17 protein-coding genes are annotated in these 18,413 nt (G+C 73.4%); 9 read left to right on the forward strand and 8 right to left on the reverse strand.

All coding sequences use genetic code 11. The features are described from left to right. Window positions 1-45: 45 nt before the first annotated feature. The 3 genes from ACFV57_RS16740 to ACFV57_RS16750 all read left to right on the forward strand — a co-directional run bounded on the left by ACFV57_RS16740 (window position 46) and on the right by ACFV57_RS16750 (window position 3,361). On the forward strand, window positions 46-1,392 hold the full coding sequence (locus ACFV57_RS16740; protein WP_385231797.1) for a hemolysin family protein: 1,347 nt from the start codon (window positions 46-48) through the stop codon (window positions 1,390-1,392). Further along, on the forward strand, window positions 1,389-2,537 hold the full coding sequence (locus ACFV57_RS16745) for a hemolysin family protein (RefSeq protein WP_385231800.1): 1,149 nt from the start codon (window positions 1,389-1,391) through the stop codon (window positions 2,535-2,537). Before ACFV57_RS16740 ends, ACFV57_RS16745 begins: the two co-directional genes overlap by 4 nt. A gap of 164 nt (window positions 2,538-2,701) precedes the next feature. Then, on the forward strand, window positions 2,702-3,361 hold the full coding sequence (locus ACFV57_RS16750) for a TetR/AcrR family transcriptional regulator C-terminal domain-containing protein (protein ID WP_385231803.1): 660 nt from the start codon (window positions 2,702-2,704) through the stop codon (window positions 3,359-3,361). A 30-nt stretch (window positions 3,362-3,391) separates the two neighbouring features. Here ACFV57_RS16750 and ACFV57_RS16755 read toward each other — a convergent pair whose 3' ends face one another. Continuing rightward, window positions 3,392-5,296, reverse strand: a complete 1,905-nt coding sequence (locus ACFV57_RS16755) for an AAA family ATPase (protein WP_385231806.1) — start codon at window positions 5,294-5,296, stop codon at window positions 3,392-3,394. A gap of 458 nt (window positions 5,297-5,754) precedes the next feature. Further along, window positions 5,755-6,390 carry a uridine kinase gene (locus tag ACFV57_RS16760; RefSeq protein ID WP_385231809.1) on the reverse strand — a complete coding sequence of 212 codons (636 nt, stop codon included), beginning with the start codon at window positions 6,388-6,390 and terminating at the stop codon, window positions 5,755-5,757. A gap of 257 nt (window positions 6,391-6,647) precedes the next feature. On the opposite strand from ACFV57_RS16760, the gene ACFV57_RS16765 reads away from it, so the two are divergent. Together ACFV57_RS16765 and ACFV57_RS16770 are read left to right on the forward strand one after the other, a co-directional pair. Next, window positions 6,648-8,006 (forward strand): peptidase C39 family protein, encoded by a 1,359-nt coding sequence (locus tag ACFV57_RS16765; RefSeq protein WP_385231812.1) that lies wholly within the window; start codon window positions 6,648-6,650, stop codon window positions 8,004-8,006. A 136-nt stretch (window positions 8,007-8,142) separates the two neighbouring features. After that, on the forward strand, window positions 8,143-8,661 hold the full coding sequence (locus tag ACFV57_RS16770; RefSeq protein WP_385231815.1) for a hypothetical protein: 519 nt from the start codon (window positions 8,143-8,145) through the stop codon (window positions 8,659-8,661). 22 nt (window positions 8,662-8,683) lie between these two features. Here the strand turns inward: ACFV57_RS16770 and ACFV57_RS16775 are convergent, their stop codons facing one another. The 5 genes from ACFV57_RS16775 to ACFV57_RS16795 form a co-directional block, all read right to left on the reverse strand. Beyond that, the gene (locus ACFV57_RS16775; protein WP_385231818.1) at window positions 8,684-9,379 is read right to left on the reverse strand and encodes an HAD family hydrolase; all 696 of its coding nucleotides are present in this window, start codon (window positions 9,377-9,379) and stop codon (window positions 8,684-8,686) included. 31 nt (window positions 9,380-9,410) lie between these two features. Next, the gene (locus ACFV57_RS16780; RefSeq protein ID WP_385231821.1) at window positions 9,411-10,091 is read right to left on the reverse strand and encodes a phosphatase PAP2 family protein; all 681 of its coding nucleotides are present in this window, start codon (window positions 10,089-10,091) and stop codon (window positions 9,411-9,413) included. A 118-nt stretch (window positions 10,092-10,209) separates the two neighbouring features. Next, on the reverse strand, window positions 10,210-11,148 hold the full coding sequence (locus tag ACFV57_RS16785) for a M56 family metallopeptidase (protein ID WP_385231824.1): 939 nt from the start codon (window positions 11,146-11,148) through the stop codon (window positions 10,210-10,212). A gap of 211 nt (window positions 11,149-11,359) precedes the next feature. Beyond that, window positions 11,360-11,947 (reverse strand): DUF5134 domain-containing protein, encoded by a 588-nt coding sequence (locus ACFV57_RS16790; RefSeq protein ID WP_385231827.1) that lies wholly within the window; start codon window positions 11,945-11,947, stop codon window positions 11,360-11,362. A 279-nt stretch (window positions 11,948-12,226) separates the two neighbouring features. After that, window positions 12,227-12,619, reverse strand: coding sequence for a VOC family protein (locus tag ACFV57_RS16795; protein WP_385231830.1), 393 nt, complete (start codon window positions 12,617-12,619; stop codon window positions 12,227-12,229). A 198-nt stretch (window positions 12,620-12,817) separates the two neighbouring features. On the opposite strand from ACFV57_RS16795, the gene ACFV57_RS16800 reads away from it, so the two are divergent. Continuing rightward, the gene (locus tag ACFV57_RS16800; protein ID WP_385231833.1) at window positions 12,818-13,351 is read left to right on the forward strand and encodes a GNAT family N-acetyltransferase; all 534 of its coding nucleotides are present in this window, start codon (window positions 12,818-12,820) and stop codon (window positions 13,349-13,351) included. A 123-nt stretch (window positions 13,352-13,474) separates the two neighbouring features. Here the strand turns inward: ACFV57_RS16800 and ACFV57_RS16805 are convergent, their stop codons facing one another. Further along, a complete protein-coding gene (locus tag ACFV57_RS16805) occupies window positions 13,475-14,158 on the reverse strand; it encodes a glycerophosphodiester phosphodiesterase (RefSeq protein ID WP_385231836.1) in 684 nt (227 codons plus the stop codon). A 901-nt stretch (window positions 14,159-15,059) separates the two neighbouring features. Here ACFV57_RS16805 and ACFV57_RS16810 point away from each other — a divergent pair. Genes ACFV57_RS16810 through ACFV57_RS16820 form a run of 3 tightly spaced genes read left to right on the forward strand, consistent with a single transcriptional unit; the run spans window position 15,060 to window position 18,333 of the window. After that, window positions 15,060-16,457: a DUF6421 family protein gene (locus tag ACFV57_RS16810; RefSeq protein WP_385231839.1), complete on the forward strand. Its 1,398-nt coding sequence runs from the start codon at window positions 15,060-15,062 to the stop codon at window positions 16,455-16,457. Between the two features lie 47 nt (window positions 16,458-16,504). Continuing rightward, window positions 16,505-17,266, forward strand: a complete 762-nt coding sequence (locus ACFV57_RS16815) for an SDR family NAD(P)-dependent oxidoreductase (RefSeq protein WP_385231842.1) — start codon at window positions 16,505-16,507, stop codon at window positions 17,264-17,266. After that, window positions 17,245-18,333: a threonine aldolase family protein gene (locus tag ACFV57_RS16820; protein ID WP_385231845.1), complete on the forward strand. Its 1,089-nt coding sequence runs from the start codon at window positions 17,245-17,247 to the stop codon at window positions 18,331-18,333. The genes ACFV57_RS16815 and ACFV57_RS16820 overlap by 22 nt, the downstream gene beginning before the upstream one ends. Window positions 18,334-18,413: the final 80 nt, after the last annotated feature.

Genomic DNA, 18,413 nt, shown 5'->3' on the forward strand with positions numbered 1-18,413 from the left:
GGAACCCCCGCACCGCCGGGAATCCCTCTCCACGGAGGCGGCGGCATGACCGCCACACTGCTGCTGCTCGCGGCGGCACTCGTCCTCATCCTCGCCAACGGCTTCTTCGTCGCCGCCGAGTTCGGCCTGGTGACCGTGGAGAAGGCCGAGGCCGAACGGGCCGCGTCCGAAGGCGACCGGCGCGCCCGCACCGTCGTCGGCGCACTGCGCGAACTCTCCTTCCAGCTCTCCGGCACCCAGCTCGGCATCACCATCACCTCCCTGGTGGTCGGCATGCTCGCCGAGCCCGCCCTCGCCCGCCTGCTGTCCGCGCCGCTGGCCGCCACCGGGCTGCCGGCCGGCGCCGTGCCCGGCGCCGCCGTCGTGATCGGGATGCTGCTGGCCTCCGCCGTGCAGATGGTCCTCGGCGAGCTGGTGCCCAAGAACTGGGCGGTCTCCAAGCCGCTCCAGGTCGCCCGCTTCGTCGCCGGCCCGCAGGGCGCCTTCTCGCGGTTCTTCCGCCCGGTGATCTCCCTGCTGAACACCGTCGCCAACCGGCTCGTACGGGCCCTGGGCGTGGAGCCGACCGACGAGCTGGCCTCCGCCCGCACCCCCGGCGAACTGGTCTCGCTCGCCCACCACTCGGCCCGCGCCGGGGTGATCGAGCAGGACACCGCCGACCTGTTCGTGCGGACCCTGTCCCTCGGCGGGCTGACCGCGGAGAACGTGATGACCCCCCGGGTACGGGTCAGCGCCCTGCAGGCGTCCGCGACCGCCGAGGACGTCCTCAACCTCACCCGCGCCACCGGCCTGTCCCGCTTCCCCGTCTACCGCACCAGACTCGACGAGGTCGTGGGCATGGTGCACCTCAAGGACGCCCTCGCGGTGCCCGAGCACGAGCGGCTGCGCACCCCGGCGGCCCGGATCGCCGTACCGCCGCTCCTGGTTCCGGCGACGCTGGCGGTGCAGCCGCTGCTGGAGCGGCTGCGCAGCGAACAGCCGATAGCCGTCGTGGTCGACGAGTACGGCGGCACGGCCGGCGTCGTCACCCTGGAGGACATCGTCGAGGAACTGGTCGGCGAGGTCCGCGACGAGCACGACCGGATCGACCTGCCCGAGCTGGCCCAGGCGCCGCCCGAGGAGGGCCGCCCCGCCTGGGACGCCGACGGCGGCTGCCGGGTGGACACCCTGCGGCGGATCGGCCTCGACACGCCCGGCGGCCCGTACGAGACCGTGGCGGGCCTGGTGGCCCACATACTCGGGCGGGTGCCCGCCCCCGGCGACACCGCCGAGCTGGACGGCTGGCGGCTGCGGGTGCGGCTGGTGTCCCACCACCGCGCCGAGCGGGTCCGGATCATACGGACCGCGGGCGCCGCGGCGCCCGTCCCGCTGCTCGCGGAGGTGGCCCGGTGAGCTTCCTGCAACTCCTCTTCGCCGCCTTCCTGGTCCTGGTCAACGGCTTCTTCGTGGGCGCCGAGTTCGCGCTCGTCTCGGTGCGCCGCAGCCAGATCGAGCCGCTGGCCACCGCGGGCTCCAAACGGGCCCGCCGGGTCCTGCACGGCCTGGAGAACCTGCCGCAGATGATGGCGGCGGCCCAGTTCGGCATCACCGTCTGCTCCCTGACCCTCGGCGCGGTCGCCGAACCGACCGTCGCCCGCCTCCTGGAGCCCCTCTTCCACGCGGCGCACCTGCCCGGTCCGCTGATCCACCCCCTCGGCTACGTCATAGCCCTGGCCGCGGTGGTCTTCCTGCACCTCGTCATCGGCGAGATGGTCCCGAAGAACCTGGCGATGGCCGCGCCGGAGAAGACCGCGCTGTGGTTCAGCCCCGGTCTGGTCGCCTTCGCCCGGCTGTGCCGCCCGGTCACCGCGCTGCTCGGGGCCTGCGCGCGCGGTGTCCTGCGGCTGTTCCGCGTCGAGCCGAAGGACGAGGTCGAGGCGGTCTTCACGAGCGAGCAGCTCACCCACCTCGTCGAGGACTCCAAGCAGGCGGGCCTGCTGGCCCCGGCCGAGCAGGAGCGTCTGTCCGACGCGCTGGAGCTGGGCAGCCGCCCGGTCACCGACGTCCTCCTGGACCCGGCCGGGCTGGTCACCGTCGATCCGGCGGTCACCCCGCGCCGGGTCGAGGAGCTGACCGTCAAGACCGGCTACTCCCGCTTCCCGGTGTCCGCGCCCGGCGGCGCCTACATGGGCTATCTGCACGTCAAGGACGTACTGGACCTGGAGGAGGGCGACCGTGCGGTGCCGCAGCACATCTGGCACCCGATGACGACGCTGCGCGCCGAACTCCCCCTGGACGACGCGCTGACCGCCATGCGCCGGTCCGCCTCCCACCTGGCCGCCGTCGCCGACGCGACCGGGCGGGTGCTCGGGCTGGTCGCGCTGGAAGACGTCCTGGAGAAGCTGGTGGGGGAGGTGCGCGACCCGGCGCACCGCCAGGAGCTGCCGCCCGTACCGCAGTTCGGCGGCGCCCGGACGGCCGAGGTGCCGGGCGACCGGCTCTCCGGACCGCGCACCGGGCCGGACCCGGCCCGGGAGGACCGCGCGCTGGCGAGGTGAGCCGTCCGTGCCGGAAGGTGTGAGCCCGCGGTGGTCCGCGGGCTCTCGCCGTTCGCGGCCGGTTCGGGCCCGGTTGTGGCGCCGGCCGCTCTTTCCTTACGCCGAATACAGGTGACTGGCGAGTAGAATTGCCTTACGGCGTAAGGGCGGCGAGGAGGGACGGCATGGCCGAGGGGCAGAAGCGGGCGCGCGGCGCACGGGCGGGGCTGAGCCGGGAGCGGGTGCTCGACGCGGCGCTCGCGCTGATCGACCGCGACGGGCTCCCCGCCCTGTCGATGCGCCGCCTCGGCGCCGAACTGGGCGTGGAAGCCATGACGCTCTATCACTACGTCCCGAACAAGGACGCCTTGCTGGACGGCCTGGTGGAGCGGGTGTTCGAGAGCGCCGCTCCGCTCACCGCCGACGGCGGGCGCTGGCAGGCCGCGCTGGAGGAGTACGCCGGGTCCCTCCGGGACACGCTGCTGCGCCACCCCGGCGTACTGCCGCTGGCGATGAGCCGGCCCGCGGTCACACCGCAGACCCTCGGCACTGTGGAGCACGGCCTGCGGATGCTGCGGGACGCGGGCTTCCCGCTCGGCCGCGCGCTGGACGTGCTGAACGCCCTCACCGTGTTCGTCATCGGGCACACCGCCGTGGAGGCGGCCACCGCGCGCGCCGACGCACCGGGCGCGCCCGGCTCAACGGCGTATCTTGCGCAGTTGGACGTCGAGCGCTTCCCGCTGCTCGTCGAGGCCGGGCGGGGCGGCCACGGGGCGGACGACGCGGCGCGCTTCCGCTACGCCGTCCGGGCCCTGCTCGCGGGCTTCGACGCCACGCCGCGGTAGGGCGCCCGCGCCACCCGGTGCCCCGGCGGGTCAGAGCGGCGGCGGTGCCTCCGGTCCCGGACCGGTGGCCGGGCCGCGGCCGGAGAGGACCTCGCCGTACGCCTGCATCAGGTCCGGCAGCCGCAGGGTCGCCAGGTCGTCGCGGGACGGGGTGCCGGGCCAGGTGGACAGCCGCAGATCGCGGTAGGCGCAGCTCTTCTCGTACAGCGTGCGCAGGAAGCGGCCGTTGCCCAGCTCGTCGATCCAGCCCTGGTCGACGACGTGGGCGCTGATGCTGCGCAGTTCCTCCAGCGACTCCTGGTCCCAGTGGTCGCCGTTCTCGGCGGCCAGCACCTCGCCGATGGCGGTCAGCTCCAGCGGCCGGTAGCTGGGGAAGTCCACGCGGGAGGTGAAGCGGGAGGACAGGCCGGGGTTGGCGGCCAGCAGGCGGTCCATGCCCTCCGGGTAGCCGGCGAGGATGACGACGAGGCGGTCACGGTTGTCCTCGGCCCGCTTGAGGAGCACCTGGAGGGCCTCGTCGCCGTACGCGTCGCCCTTGCTGTACGCCGAGTTCGACAGGCTGTACGCCTCGTCCACGAACAGCACCCCGCCCAGCGCCGAGTCGATCAGCTCGTTCGCCTTCACGGCGGTCTGTCCCAGGAACTCGCCGACCAGGTCGGCCCGTTGCGCCTCGACGAGGTGGTCCCCGCCCAGCAGACCGAGCGCGTAAAATACCCGGCCGAGTATCCGGGCCACGGTGGTCTTGCCGGTGCCGGACGGCCCGGAGAAGACGAAGTGTCGTTTCGGCGGCTGTACCGGAAGGCCCTGGCCGGCGCGCAGCCGCGCCATCCGCAACTGCGCCGACAGCGCCCTGACCTGACGCTTCACCGGTTCCAGCCCGACCATCCGCTCCAGTTCCGCGAGCGCCTTCTCCAGCAGCACCGGATCGGACGGGCCGGCGGGCAGCTGGTCGGCGCCGCGCGGGCCGGACGTGGCCTTCTCCCGTACGGCGGGGCCCGCGTCCCCCGGTGAACCGCCCGCCAGGTCGCCGTCCGGGCCCTCCGGCTCGGTCGCGGCCAGCAGCTCCCGCCCGTCCACCGGGTCGAGCGGGGACAGCGGGTCGAGATCGCCGCCGGCCTCCTGGCCGAAGCCGGCGGCGGAGACGGCCGCGAGGTCCGTGCCCTCCTCCAGGCCGTCCCCGTCGGCTATGGCCGCGAGCCGCGCCGAGGTGTCCATGAACGCCGGGTCGACCCGGTGCACCGAGCGGTACAGCGGCAGTGCCGCGGCGCTGCGGCCGGTGCCCTCGTGGGCGCGGGCGAGCCAGTACCGCAGCTCCTTGCGCTGCGGCTGCTCGCTGCGGCAGCGCATCAGGGCGGCCGACAGCAGCGGCTCGGCCTGCCCGTACATCTCCTGGCGCACCCGCGCCATGCCGCCGAACAGCCCGGCCTCGATACCCAGCAGCGGATCGTCGAGCAGCGGCTCGGTGTGCCGTACGAGCTGGTCCCAGTCCTTGACGAGATAGGCGCGGCAGGCGTGCAGGAAGCGCACCTGCGGATCGGTGTCCACCGGCGGGCAGCCGGCCAACGCCTGGTCCAGCTCGCCGACATGGCGGCCGTCGAGCCAGTGCGAGGCGTGCGCCAGCAGCAGGTCGCGGCCGGTCTCCAGTACGGGCTGCACCCACCAGCCCAGCCAGTACCAGGAATTGAGTGTGCGTCGGTGCCGGGCGCGCTGTTCCCCGAAACGGTCGCGGTGCCGGTGCATCCGTAGCAGCGCGGTCGAGGTGTCCGCACGCAGCGCGTGCAGGCCGAGCCAGCCGTCGGCCATCGTCGGATCCATCCGCACCGCGGCCCGGAACTCCTCCTCGGCCTGCGGGTACGCGCCTACCGTGTAGGCGTCCACCGCGCGCAGCCAGGCGAGTTCGGCCGGGGCGTGTGTGCCCTGCGTGCCGAAATCCATCACGTCCCCCACAAAACGTCCCCCGTGGTGTGCCGCCGGGCGAGTGCCAGGCCGCAGCGTGTTCGATCGAACTGCCGTGCCCGCTGCGGCAGTTGCGTGTCGCCCCGGGCTCTTCGGCTGCGTCCTTCGGTGGCACGGACTCGCATCGTACCCGCGGTATCGGTGCAGGCCGAAGGGGGCGGTACGGGGGAAGGCGAGGCTCCGCGGCGCGAAGAAAGCGGTGACATAGGGTGAGGAGCGGACGGTGCGCGGCGCGCGATGAGCGCCCGGCACAGAACGAAGCCCCCGATCACGGGGGAACAACCGGGGGCTTCGCGTCTGCGGGCGGTCCGTCAGAACCGCACATTGAGAACGTAAGTCCTGTACGCCCCCCAGGTCAAGCCGAGTTGAGGCAGTCGGCGATACGCGTACGGCGACGATCTGCGTACCGCCTGTGGTTCGTCACGTACGGTGATAATTCAGGGGGTACCGGCCGTCCCACCCGGCCCCGGCAGCACCTCGTAACCCTCGGTTCCCGCACGTACCAGCAGTCCGGCGTGCGGACGCGACGGGTCCGCCGAGAAATGGGCACGCTCCGCCAAAATCCAGTCATCCCAGAACGCGTTGAGTTCCGGGCCGTCCCGCAGTCGTCCCCGTTCCCAGGAGTGACCTGCCGTCAGGTCCATCCACAGCAGGCACGCCAGATACGGGCGCAGCGCGCGGCGGCCCGCGCCGACGCCCTCCACGACGACGGCGTGCGCCGGTGCCAGCTCCCGGCGCACGGTGAACTCCCTGCGCACCCAGTCGTAGACCCGGTACCGCGCCCGCTCCCCGCGGGACAGCGGCTCCAGGACCTCGGCCCGCAGCCGCGCCGTCCAGTCGAACAGCTCCTCGTGGGTCGCGACGTCGTCCAGACGGACCACCGGCGCGCCGCCGAGCGCCGCGGCCAGGTGCCGCGCGAACGTGCTCTTGCCGGACCCGGCGTGCCCGTCCACCGCGATCAGCCGCACCGGGCCGCAGGACGGGGGCAGCGCGCGCAGCCGGTCCGCGAGGCCGCTCAGACCGCTCGGGGTGTCCGGCCCGGACGGGAACGGCCGGAACGGCTCTTGACTCACGCTGCTGCCTGTCTGACGGGACCGCTGGGACGCGGCAAGATTACCGGTACGGGGCTTTCGCGCCCGCGGCCCGGCCGGGCCGCGGGCCCCGGCCCGTGGGGCCGGGCGCGCCCGCGCACATGCCCCGGCTGCCGCAAACAGCTGATCCCTGCCGCGACGCGCGACGAACGGCTGGCCGAAGGGTGTACGCAGGGGCAATAGTTGAGCTCCACCGTTCTCCTGGCTCAATCCATCGCATCCGACTGGGGGACTCCACCATGAGCAGACCCACGCCCCGGCGCACCGTCCTGGCCGCCGCCCTCGCCGTCGCGGCGGGCACGGCCACCCCCTTGGCGCACGCCGCCTCCCCTTCCGCACCGTCCGCCGCACCGAAGGCGAAGCGTCTCGTGGACTACCGAGCCTGGCACACCGCAGCCGACTGGAACCAGGGCGTCGCGAACGGCACCCGCGTCGTCGACGGGCGCCGCCCCGGCGTGCTGCTCGACCGCCCGGCCGGCTCCGCCGACTACCGCGACCCGCACACCGGTACGACCGCCACCTGGGAGTACGCCGTCTGGACGTCCCCATCGCGCACCCTCAAGGTCCCGTCCACGGAGGCCGTCGTCTCCTGGAACGCCCAGACCCCGGCCGGCACCTGGATCGCCGTCGAGCTGCGCGGCACGTACGGCGACGGCGTCCGCACCCCGTGGTACGTGATGGGCCGCTGGGCCGCCGGCGACGGCGACATCCGCCGTACGTCCGTCGACGGCCAGAAGGACGGCCGGAGCAGCATCTCCACCGACACCTTCGCGATCGACAATCCGGCGGGCGGCCTGCGGCTGGTCTCGTACGAACTGCGGGTCACGCTCTACCGGAAGCCCGGTACGACGCTCACGCCCACGGTCTGGCGCCTGGGCCTGATGGGGTCCGACATCCCCGACCGCTTCGACGTGCCGGCCTCCAAGCCGGGGGTCGCGACCGGCCGCGAGCTGGTCGTGCCGCGGTACTCCCAGGAGACCCACAAGGGGCAGTACCCGGAGTACGACAACGGGGGCGAGGCGTGGTGCAGCCCCACCTCCTCCCAGATGATCATCGAGTACTGGGGCCGCAAGCCCACCGCCGACGACCTGGCCTGGGTCAACCCCGCCTACGCCGACCCCCAGGTCTGCCACGCCGCCCGCTTCACCTTCGACTACCAGTACGAGGGCTGCGGCAACTGGCCCTTCAACAGCGCCTACGCGGCCACGTACCGGGACATGGAGGGCGTCGTCACCCGGCTGCGCACCCTCTCCGACGCCGAGACGCTGGTCCAGGCCGGCATCCCGGTGATCACCTCGCAGTCCTTCCTGGCCCCCGAACTGACCGGCGCGGGCTACGGCACGGCCGGCCACCTGATGACCGTCATCGGCTTCACCAGGACCGGCGACGTCGTCGCCAACGACCCCAACTCGCCGACCAACGCCGCGGTCCGCCGCGTCTACAAGCGCCGGGAGTTCGAGAACATCTGGCTGCGGACCAAGCGCAAGAACGCCGAAGGCAAGGTCGTCAGCGGCACCGGCGGCATCTGCTATGTGTACTTCCCCACCGAGGTCACCGCCGCCCAGCGCCACGCCCTCGCCACGGTCGGCATCTGCTGAGCCCGCCGCCCCGCCCGGCTCCGGAGCGCCGCCCCGTTGTCCGTCCGCCGTCTACCGGTCGGGCGAAACCTGTGGCGCAATGGAACGGGCGGGGCCGACGGGGCCCCTGCTGTCAGGAGACGGGGGAGGGGTCAAGATGTCCGTCGTGGTGTGTTCGCTGCTCTGGGACGCGGCCAAGCACGGGGCCGACACGCAGAAGATCTCGTACGACAGTGACGGGTACCACCTGGTGCGCTTCCCGTACGCCGCGGACGCCGAGTCGTACGACCCGTGGAAGATGCACGACCCGGCCAACGGCGGCGGCGCGCCCTCGGTGTTCCCCGACGCGCGGTCGGGGCTGATCTGGCCCAGCCACGAGGGCTGGGGCCTGCTGTCCGCGATGGTGTTCTGGGCCGCGGACGAGCGGCCGAACGAGTACCGGGCACGCTTCGTGCGCGATCCGCTCGGGCCCGGCTACGACTCGACGGGCACCACGGACACGTGGAAGACCGGGGGCGGCCAGTACAAGACGTACCTGTGGCAGATGTTCGTGCACCCGGGGACGCCGGTCGGGCTGAAGATCTCCGCGCGCGGTTCCGGCGACACCAAGGTGCCCGCCGCGATCACGCACGCCCAGTTCAAGCTGGCCATTCACACGGAGGTGCTGCGGCCGTAGGACGGGCGGGAGGGAGCACGGGTCAGCCCACCAGCTCCAGGGCGGGGCGCAGACCGGCCGGGCGCTCGGTCACCGGCAGGTGGTCGACGGGCAGATAGCCGCAGCCCAGGGCCGTCGCGCCGCCGTCCGCCGTCCGGTCGTCGCCCACCATCAGGACATCCGTGGGGGCGAGCCCCAGCTCCTCGCACGCGATCTCGAACAGCCTCGGGTCCGGCTTCTGGACGCCGTGTTCGTACGACAGGACGTGGCTGTCCACGAAGCGGTCGAGTCCGTGCGCGCGGAGCACCGGCCGCAGGTCCCAGCCGATGTTGCTGACCACGCCGGTGCGGATGCCCCGCCGCCGCAGTTCGGCCAGGACTTCGGCGGCGTCCGGGTACGGCGCCCACGCGGCGGGTGCCATGTGGCGCGCGTACAGCGCGTCGTACAGCCGGTCGTCGGGCAGCGGCACCTGCCGGGCCAGCCCGGTGTACAGCTCGCGGTGCCGGCCGGCGCTGCGGTCCCGTTCCTCCCAGAGGGCGGCCAGGCCGGGCGGCAGGCGCACCGGCGAGGAGCCGCCGGGCAGCGCGCCGGCGCGGCTCAGCTCCGCCGCGAGCCGGACGACGTCCTCCTGCGCCAGGTCCGTCCCGGTCTCGGCCAGCACCGCCCGCAACCAGCTCTCCGGCGATTCGATCCGCATCAGCGTTCCGGAGAAGTCGAAGAGCACACCCTTGATCGTCATACCGTCATCTTGTCTTGTCGGAGGCCCGCCGTCATCGCCGCGTCCCGTACCGGCGGGCGTACGCGACCGCCGCGACCGCCACCAGGGCCCCGCCCAGCAGCCAGCCGCCGACCACGTCGGACGCCCAGTGGACCCCCAGGTAGACGCGGGTGAGGCCGACGCCCGCCGCGGACCCGCCGACCAGGGCCGCGGCGGCCCACCGCCACCGCCGGGGCGCTCCGTACAGCCGCAGCAGCCACAACGCCAGGCCGCCCGCGACCGCCGCCGTCATCGCATGGCCCGAGGGGAAGGCCGCGTAGTGCGCGGAGTCCACCGGGTCGGGCCACACCGGACGGTGGCGGCCGACCACGGCCTTCAGCACTTGCTGCAGCGCCGTGCCCACGGCCGCCGTGACCGCCACCCAGCACCCGAGCACCCACTGCCCGCGGCGCAGCAGCGCGACGACCGCGACCGCCAGAAGGGCGCGCAGGGTCCACGGGTCCCAGACCCAGTCGGAGAAGACCTTGTTGGCCTGCGTCAGGCCGGGGTCGGTGACAGCCGTGTGGTGCAGGGACGTGGCGATGGCCCCGTCGAGAGCGAGCAGAGGGCTCCAGTGGGCGGCCACAAGGGCCAGCAGGGCGGCGAAGGGGAGGAACAGGAGGAGGGAGACGGGGACGGAACAGGGCGGCGAGGGGGACTTGGGCGGCGTGGGCGAGGGTGTGGGCGTGGGCATGGGGGCATCCTCGCGGAGAGGGGCGGGGAGGAGCGGCGAAGTCTCCGTACGAGGGTGCGCTCGTACGTCCGCGCGTCCCCGACCGCGTACGCTTCCCCGGCTCGGTACGCCGTCCGCGTCAGTACGTCAGCGCGCTCAGCCCCGGCATGAACGTCACCAGCAGCGGGACCGCCGGGACCAGCGCCGCGACCGCCGTCATCCGCAGCCGCCGGCCGGGCGTGAGGCGCGGGGCGGGGGCCAGCAGCCGGTGCACCCGGTGCGGGACCTGCGCGCACTGGGCGGGGCACGGTCCGAACACCCCGCGGTCCTCGTTGAGTTCGACGAGGGCCAGCGCGATCGTCAGCCGCCCGAAGCGCCGCGAGGCCACGTCGTCGGCGGCCAACTCGACCAGCCGGTGCACCTGGTCGCGGAACGCCGCGAAGACCGGCACCTGCGGGAAGCCGGCCGCGAGCGCCGAGGCGCAGTGCAGCAGCACATCGTGGCGGGCCCGCGCATGCCCCTGCTCGTGGGCGATCAGCGCATCGAGTTGACGGCCCTTCAGGCGGCGCAACGCCGAGGTGGTGATGACCAGTTGGGCGGCGTGCCCGTGCAGCCACCACGCCTCGGGGCGGTCGCCTTCGAGGACGACCAGCCGGTCGGCGGACGGCTTCTCGCCGGGCAGCAGCGGGGAGCGCCGCAGCAGGTCGGTGCGCCGCTGCCGCCGCCGGGCGCGGGCACCGCGCACCTCGCGGGTGAGCATGACGGCCGTCCACGCGCCGCCGCCCGCGAGCAACGCGGCCAGCACGCCCGACCAGGGGCCGTACGCCTTGAGCGCGTACGCCTCGACGACGACGCGCGGCGCATGGCCGAAGAGGTGGCTGCGTACGGCCTCCCAGGCGGCGGCGCCGCAGAGCGACATCGCCAGGACGCAGCACAGCAGGACGGCGGCGACCACGCACTGCCACACCCACAGGGCGAGCACCGGTTCGCGGTCGGGCCAGTCGGCGCGGGCCATCAGGCGCGGCGCCATCGCCGCAGCCAGCGCGCCGAGCATCATCAGCGCGAGGGGGACCATCATGAGCGTCAGCCTATGAGCGCGCGGCTACCGGGAGGTACGGAACTGCGCCGGAAGTGACGTATACCACCGACGTCCGAGGCGGACGCCACTCGGGAAACCGCTGTCGCGCGCCCGCCGGTGGCTGTGCAGCCCGGTAGACGGCTGTCGCGCATCTGCCGACTGCGCTGCCGGGTGGACCGCTCCGCCAAGCCGCCCTGGCGAGCCGCTCCCGTCAAAGAGCCAGCAGCATCGCGAACATGCCGATGCCCATCGCCACCCGGCACGCGCCCACCACCTCCGGCCACGCGGCCCGCACCGGGTCCGCCGCGCCGCCGTCCGCCGCGTTCGGGGGCGCCGGTGCCAGCCGTACGCCGGCGGCGACGACGTACACGGCGTAATACGCCAGCAGCAGCGCCGTGAACACCGGCACACCGGCGGGACCCATGGAACCCGTGTCTTCCACGGACCCGGTGTGCGCCGCGTGTCCGCCGCCGGACGGCCCGCCGCCGGGGACGGACACCATCGCCAGGGACATGTAGACCATCGCCGCCGCGCCGACCGCGTGGTGGGGGTGCCTGCGCAGCAGCGCCCACAGGCCCGCCGTGCCGAAGACACCCGCGAACACCCAGGGCGCCCAGAGCGGCTGTGCCACGGCGGAGGCGGGCACCGCCATCGCCGCCATGCCCAGCCCCATCAGCGCCTCGCCGCGCGCTTCCCGCTGCTGCGCGGCCGTACCGCGCCGCACACTCGACAGGCAGTACGCGCCCGCTCCGGCACACAGCAGCACCAGCAGCCAGCCGACCCATGGCGGTCCGTGCACGGCGTCCTCCCCGAGAGCCCGTACGGCGGTCGCAGGCGGGACGCGCACACAGCGCGCTCGTCGGCGCGCGGCCCGGTACAGCGGCATCGTGCCCCGCGGGCGGGCCGCGGACGCGCGCCGGAAACTCTGCATCGGGGAGCGCACGGGCGCAAGAGGGGAGCGTGTGCGGAAGGGAAACCGCACGGGAGGTCCGGGCCGGGAGGCCGGGACCTCCGGCCGTGGGGCGGCGGCCGGGCGCCGCAGTGTTTCAGACGCCGGACCGGTCAGATTCCGGACCGGTCAGATTCCGGGCCGGTACCTCAGCGGGTGGTCGGCGGGGACCTCCGTCAGGACGATCCGGTGCCCGTCCGGGTCCGCGATCCACATCTCCACCAGGCCCCACGGCTCCTTGACCGGCGGGCGCAGGATCTCCACGCCGCGGGCCGCCAGTTCCTCGTGCGCGGCGGCGGCGTCGGGGACCTGGAGCCACAGCTGGAGCGTGGCCGTAGGGGGCTCTGGCGAGCGGCCGGAGACCTCCAGGAAGCCGCCGCCGAGAAAGAAGACCGTGCCGCGTTCCGGGCCGGTACCGAATTCGCGGTAGATCTCCAGACCCAGCGCGCGGCCGTAGAACTCCCGCGACCGCTCCGGGTCGGACGGCCGCACCAGCACCCTGCTGCTCAGTACATGCACCATGCTGCGGACCCTACGCCGCCGGGCGCCGAGGATCACGTGTGCGGGCGGGCCGGAACCCGTCCGCGTAAGCCGTTGAACGGTAAAGGGGGTCGGGTGGCGCCTCGGTCCGCCTTGTTAGCCTCCGGTACGGCCGTTTCGTGCGTGGCGTGCCCGCGCCCGCACCGCCGCGCCGCACGCCACCGGAGAGGACGCCCGCCCATGACGACCGTCGAGCTGACCTACAGAGCCGCCACCGAGGCCGATGTCCCGGCGGTCGTCGAGCTGATCGAGTCCGCCTACCGCGGCGACGCGAGCCGGGTCGGCTGGACCACCGAGGCGGACCTGCTGGAGGGGCAGCGCACCGACCCGGAGGCCGTCGTGGCCGTCGTGCGCGACGCGAACAGCCGGCTGCTGCTCGCCGAGAGCGCGGGGGAGACCGTCGCCTGCTGCCAGCTCGAACACCGCGGCGACCACGTCTACTTCGGGATGTTCGCGGTCCGGCCGAAGCTCCAGGGCGGCGGCTTCGGCAAGGTCGTCATGGCCGAGGCGGAGCGCACCGCCCGTACGGAGTGGGACGCCGCCGAGATGCGGATGACCGTCATCCGGCAGCGCGACGATCTGATCGCCTGGTACGAGCGCCGCGGGTACCGGCGTACCGGCCGGATGCTGCCGTTCCCGTACGGCGACGAGCGGTTCGGCATCCCGCAGCGCGCGGACCTGGAGTTCGAGCTGCTGGTCAAGCCGCTCGTCTAGCTCCGGCGGCTCCGGCGGCTCCGGCGGCGCGTCCGGGGCGCCGGATGGCCGCGGGGCCGGGGCAGCCGCCCGCCGCTTCGCGCCGCCCGGCTGCCCCGGCCCCGCGGACCGACCCGCTCCGGCTCAGGCCGTGAACCGCACCGCCCGCCGGATCTCCGGGAAGTCCGTCACCACCCCGTCCAGCCCGAGACCGCGGCTGAGCCGCAGCTGGTCGTGGGTGTTGACGGTCCAGCCGAGGACGCGCAGGCCCGCGCCGTGCGCCCGTTCCACCAGCTCCAGGGTGAGCCGGCGGATGTCGAGGGAGAGCGCCGAGGCGCCCACGGAGAGCGCGCGGTCCACCACATCGATGCCGTAGTGCTCGGCGACCAGCGCGGTCCGTACGCCGGGCAGCAGCTCGGTGACCGTGGCCAGCGCCTCGTCGTGGAAGGAGATCACCTCGACCCGCGCGGTCAGGTCCCGGGCGCGCACCACGTCCACCAGGGCACGGGCGGCGGCCACGTCCTTGATCTCCGCCTGGAGCGGCGCCCGCACCGCGTCCACGATCTCCTCGAACACCGGCACCCGCTCGCCGTCGCCGGCGTCCAGGTCGCGCAGCTCGGCCAGGGTGCGGTCGGCGACCGGCCCCGTCCCGTCGGTCGTGCGGTCCACGTCCGCGTCGTGCATGACCACGAGCGCGCCGTCCTTGCTCAGGTGCAGGTCCAGCTCGATGACGTCGAGACCTTCGCGTTCGGCGCGGACGAACGAGCGCAGGGTGTTCTCCGGCTCGACGCCCATCATCCCGCGGTGTCCGATGGTGAGAAAGGACAAGGCTGCCTCGTTTCTGTCGGGGGTGCCGGTGGAGCTCGGCAGAGCTGGTGGGAACTCGGCGGGGCCGGTGTCGGCCGTGGGTCACGGCCGCCGGACCCGTGCCGGGAGCGCGGGCCCACCGGCTGCTCTCTCGAAACGGCGCACAGCCTAACGGGCGGCCCGCACGGCCGATCCGATGTCGGACAGCGCCGTGAGGTGGCCGGAACGGGGGCTTGCGGGGCCCGGGGCGGGACCTGCCGGGACCGTGGGAAACCTGGGCGTTCCGGGGGCTCGTGGCGGCCCGCGGCCCGGCGCCGGGGGCGCGCCGGGGGCCTGCGTCCCGTCCGCCTGGGGTGTCCGCCCGGATGTCGGTTCACTCGCGCGTGGGCGAGTCTTCCGCACGCTGACGAGGCGGGCCGGCGGGGGTGGCCGGGGCGGTGCCCGGGGCGGGCCGCAGAGACGGGAACCGGTCAGGTGTGGTGTCCGGGTGCCGGGGAGGGGCGGGGGCGGCGCGAGGGGCCCGAGTGGCCTCCCGGCCCAGTTGGCGGGCCCGTCCGCCGTAGGTGCGTACGGCTGCGCCTGTGACCGCGGGTTACGGAAGCGGTTCGCCGAGCGGACGGATTTCGACCGGATCTCGACCGGATGTGCGCGCCTGTCGACTGGGGCCCGGCGGCCCGCCGTCATCTCCGGCCCCCGGCGGCGGCTCCCTCGCGGATGAGGGGATCGTTCCGGGGTACGAGCTGGAGGATGCGCGGCAGGCATGGACCCGCCACACAGAAACTCGCGCCTCCCCTCCGAAGGGCAGGAAAAAGATTCGTGACCATGGGGGTTTAGCCGAAGATTTTCCTCTGGAGGTCTTGAGAACGCGAAGCCCCCCTGGATACCGTGTCCGCACAACAGGATCTCCTGCCGGAGGGTAGTCATGACGGAAATTCTTTCGCCTGTGGGTGCCCAGGCGGGCGCCGCGACCGCAGAGCGTGTGGTCTCGCACCCGGCGTGGCCGGTGCTCAAGGACGCCATCGAGGCCATCCGCCCGTGGCAGTCCAAGGACGGCTCGATCGACCTCGCCGCCGAGGGCGCGCCCGCCGCCGACGCCGTCCGGCAGGAGGTCGAGCGCGCGATATCGGCCATCGGGGAGCTGGCGCCGCTCCTCCCGCACGACGCCGCCTACCACCAGGCGCTCGTCGCGGACCTGCGCCGCTGGGCCGACGGCGGCTTCGCCGTGCCGGACTTCCTCGACTCGCTGCTGGCCTTCCAGCCCGCGCAGGCGCGCGCCGACGGCCTCCAGCACCTGGTCGTCTTCCCCATGTACACGCAAAACGGCAACCCGGACCGCAACTTCGAGGCGGTCGTGCTGCGGATGGTCTGGCCCGAGTGGCTGGCCGAACTGGAGCGCACCCGCTACGACAACCCGCTGTTCTGCGGCATCACCTTCGAGGACTTCACCGGCGGCTACGACACCAACTCCGCCGTCCTGTTCCCGGAGACCATCGCCGTGCGCGAGGCGCCCGAGCGCTTCACGTGGGGCGGTATCTTCTGCGACCGCGAGGCCGCCCGCTTCCGGCGGGTCAGCGAGGCCGCCGTCGAGACGCTGGGCGTCGAACTGCCCGCCGACCTCCGCGAGATGCTCGCCGACCAGGACCGCTGCCAGCAGGCGTTCGTGCTCTGGGACATGGTCCACGACCGCACCCACAGCCACGGCGACCTGCCCTTCGACCCCTTCATGATCAAGCAGCGGCAGCCGTTCTGGATGTACGGCCTGGAGGAGCTGCGCTGCGACCTGACCGCCTTCAAGGAGGCCGTCAAGCTGGAGTCCGAGGGCTTCGGCCAGGCCCGCGACGTGCAGTACGCGGTCATCTTCGACCGGCTGTTCCGCTTCCCGGTCACCGGCGACCGGGTGCGCAACTACGACGGCCTCGGCGGCCAGCTGCTCTTCGCCTACCTGCACCGGCACGACGTCGTACGCTGGACGGACAACACCCTCCACATCGACTGGGAGCGGGCCCCGCAGGTCACCAACCAGCTGTGCGGCGAGATCGAGAAGCTCTACCGGGACGGCATCGACCGCCCCAAGCTGGTCCACTGGTTCGCCGCCTACGACCTCGTCTCGACCTATCTCGCGCCGCACCCCGGCTCCGTCTGGGCCAAGGGACCGGACGCGCTCGACCTCGACAAGCCGCCGCGCAAGCTCGTCGACGACGTCCTGCCGGACGAGTTTCCGCTCAGCATGTTCTACGAGGCCCTCGCCAAGAAACTGCGCGGCGTGATTGCCTCCACCAAGGGCATCACCGCCGACAGCGACGCGCTGGCGGCAGTGTGAGGGCCGGCGGTACCCAGAGCAGGCCGGAGCACGAGGAGACGAGGATCATGAGCACTGCGACGAACGGCCAGGGGGCACTGGAAGGCGCGGTCATCGCGGTCGCCGGGGCGGCCGGGCCGGCGGGGCGGGCGACGCTGCTGCGGCTGGCCGAGGCCGGCGCCACCGTGGTCGCGGCCGACGCGGACGCGGCGCGGCTGGCGGAGGCCGTGGACGCCGCGCGGTACGCGCACGGCGGCGCCACCGTCACCGGCGACACCGTGGACCTGCTGGACCTGGAAGCGACCCGGGGCTGGGCGGACCGCACGGAGAAGGAGTTCGGCCGCGTCGACGGCCTGGTGCACCTGGTCGGCGGCTGGCGCGGGTCCGCGTCGTTCGCGGAGACCGACCTCGCGGACTGGGACCTGCTGGAGAAACTGCTCATCCGCACGGTCCAGCACACCTCGCTCGCCTTCGAGGGCCCGCTGGGACGGTCCGGCAACGGCCGGTTCCTGCTGGTCAGCGCGGCGGGCGCGAGCAAGCCCACCGCCGGGAACGCCGCGTACGCCGCCTCCAAGGCAGCCGCCGAGGCGTGGACGCTGGCCCTCGGCGACGCCTTCCGCAAGGCCGGGGGAGAGGACGGCCCCAAGGCGGCGGCTGCCATCCTGGTGGTCAAGGCGCTCGTCAACGACCAGATGCGCGCCGAGCGCCCGAATGCCAAGTTCGCGGGCTTCACGGACGTCAAGGACCTGGCCCAGGCCGTCAGCGGCGTCTGGGAGCGGCCCGCCCAGGAAGTGAATGGACAGCGTCTGTGGCTGACCCCCGAAGCGTGACCGAACAGCAGACCGACGCCCGGCGGCGCCACGACCTGTCGGTGCGCGGCTTCGCCAGCGACAACTACGCGGGCGCCCACCCGGAGGTGCTGGCGGCCCTCGCCCTCGCCAACGGCGGCCATCAGGTCGCCTACGGCGAGGACGAGTACACCGAGCACCTCCAGCGGACCATCCGCAGCCACTTCGGGCAGACCGCCGAGGCGTTCCCGGTCTTCAACGGCACCGGCGCCAACGTCGTCGCCCTCCAGGCGCTGACCGACCGCTGGGGCGCGGTGATCTGCGCCGACAGCGCGCACATCCATGTGGACGAGTGCGGCGCGCCGGAGCGGGTCGGCGGGCTGAAGCTGCTGACCGTACCGACCGAGGACGGCAAGCTCACCCCCGAGCTGATCGACCGCGAGGCGTACGGCTGGGACGACGAGCACCGCGCCATGCCGCAGGTCGTCTCGATCACCCAGAACACCGAGCTGGGCACGGTCTACACCCCCGACGAGGTGCGGGCCATCTGCGAGCACGCCCACGAGCGCAACATGCTGGTGCACCTGGACGGGGCGCGGATCGCCAACGCGGCGGCGTCACTGGACGTACCGATGCGGGCGTTCACGAACGCGGTCGGCGTGGACCTGCTCTCCCTCGGCGGCACGAAGAACGGGGCGCTGTTCGGCGAGGCCGTGGTGGTCATCAACCCGGACGCGGTGCGGGCCCTGAAGCACATACGCAAGATGTCCATGCAGCTGGCCTCCAAGATGCGCTTCATATCCGTGCAGCTGGAGGCGCTGCTCGCACGCGACCTGTGGCTGCGCAACGCCCGCCACGCCAACACCATGGCCCAGCGGCTCGCCGCCGGCGTCCGCGAGATCGACGGCGTGGAGATCCTCTACCCCGTCCAGGCCAACGCCGTCTTCGCCCGCCTGCCGCACGACGTCACCGAGCGGCTCCAGAAGCGCTACCGCTTCTACTTCTGGGACGAGGCGGCGGGCGACGTCCGCTGGATGTGCTCCTTCGACACGACGGAGGAGGACGTGGACGGCATGCTCGCCGCCCTGCGCGAGGAGATGGGCCGCTGAGACGGCGCCCGCTCCACGGCCGGCGGCCGACCGGGTAACTGTTGAATATGTATGCGCCCGACCGGAAAAGATTGCCTTCC

The organism is Streptomyces sp. NPDC059788, from assembly GCF_042732265.1.
Classification (GTDB): domain Bacteria; phylum Actinomycetota; class Actinomycetes; order Streptomycetales; family Streptomycetaceae; genus Streptomyces.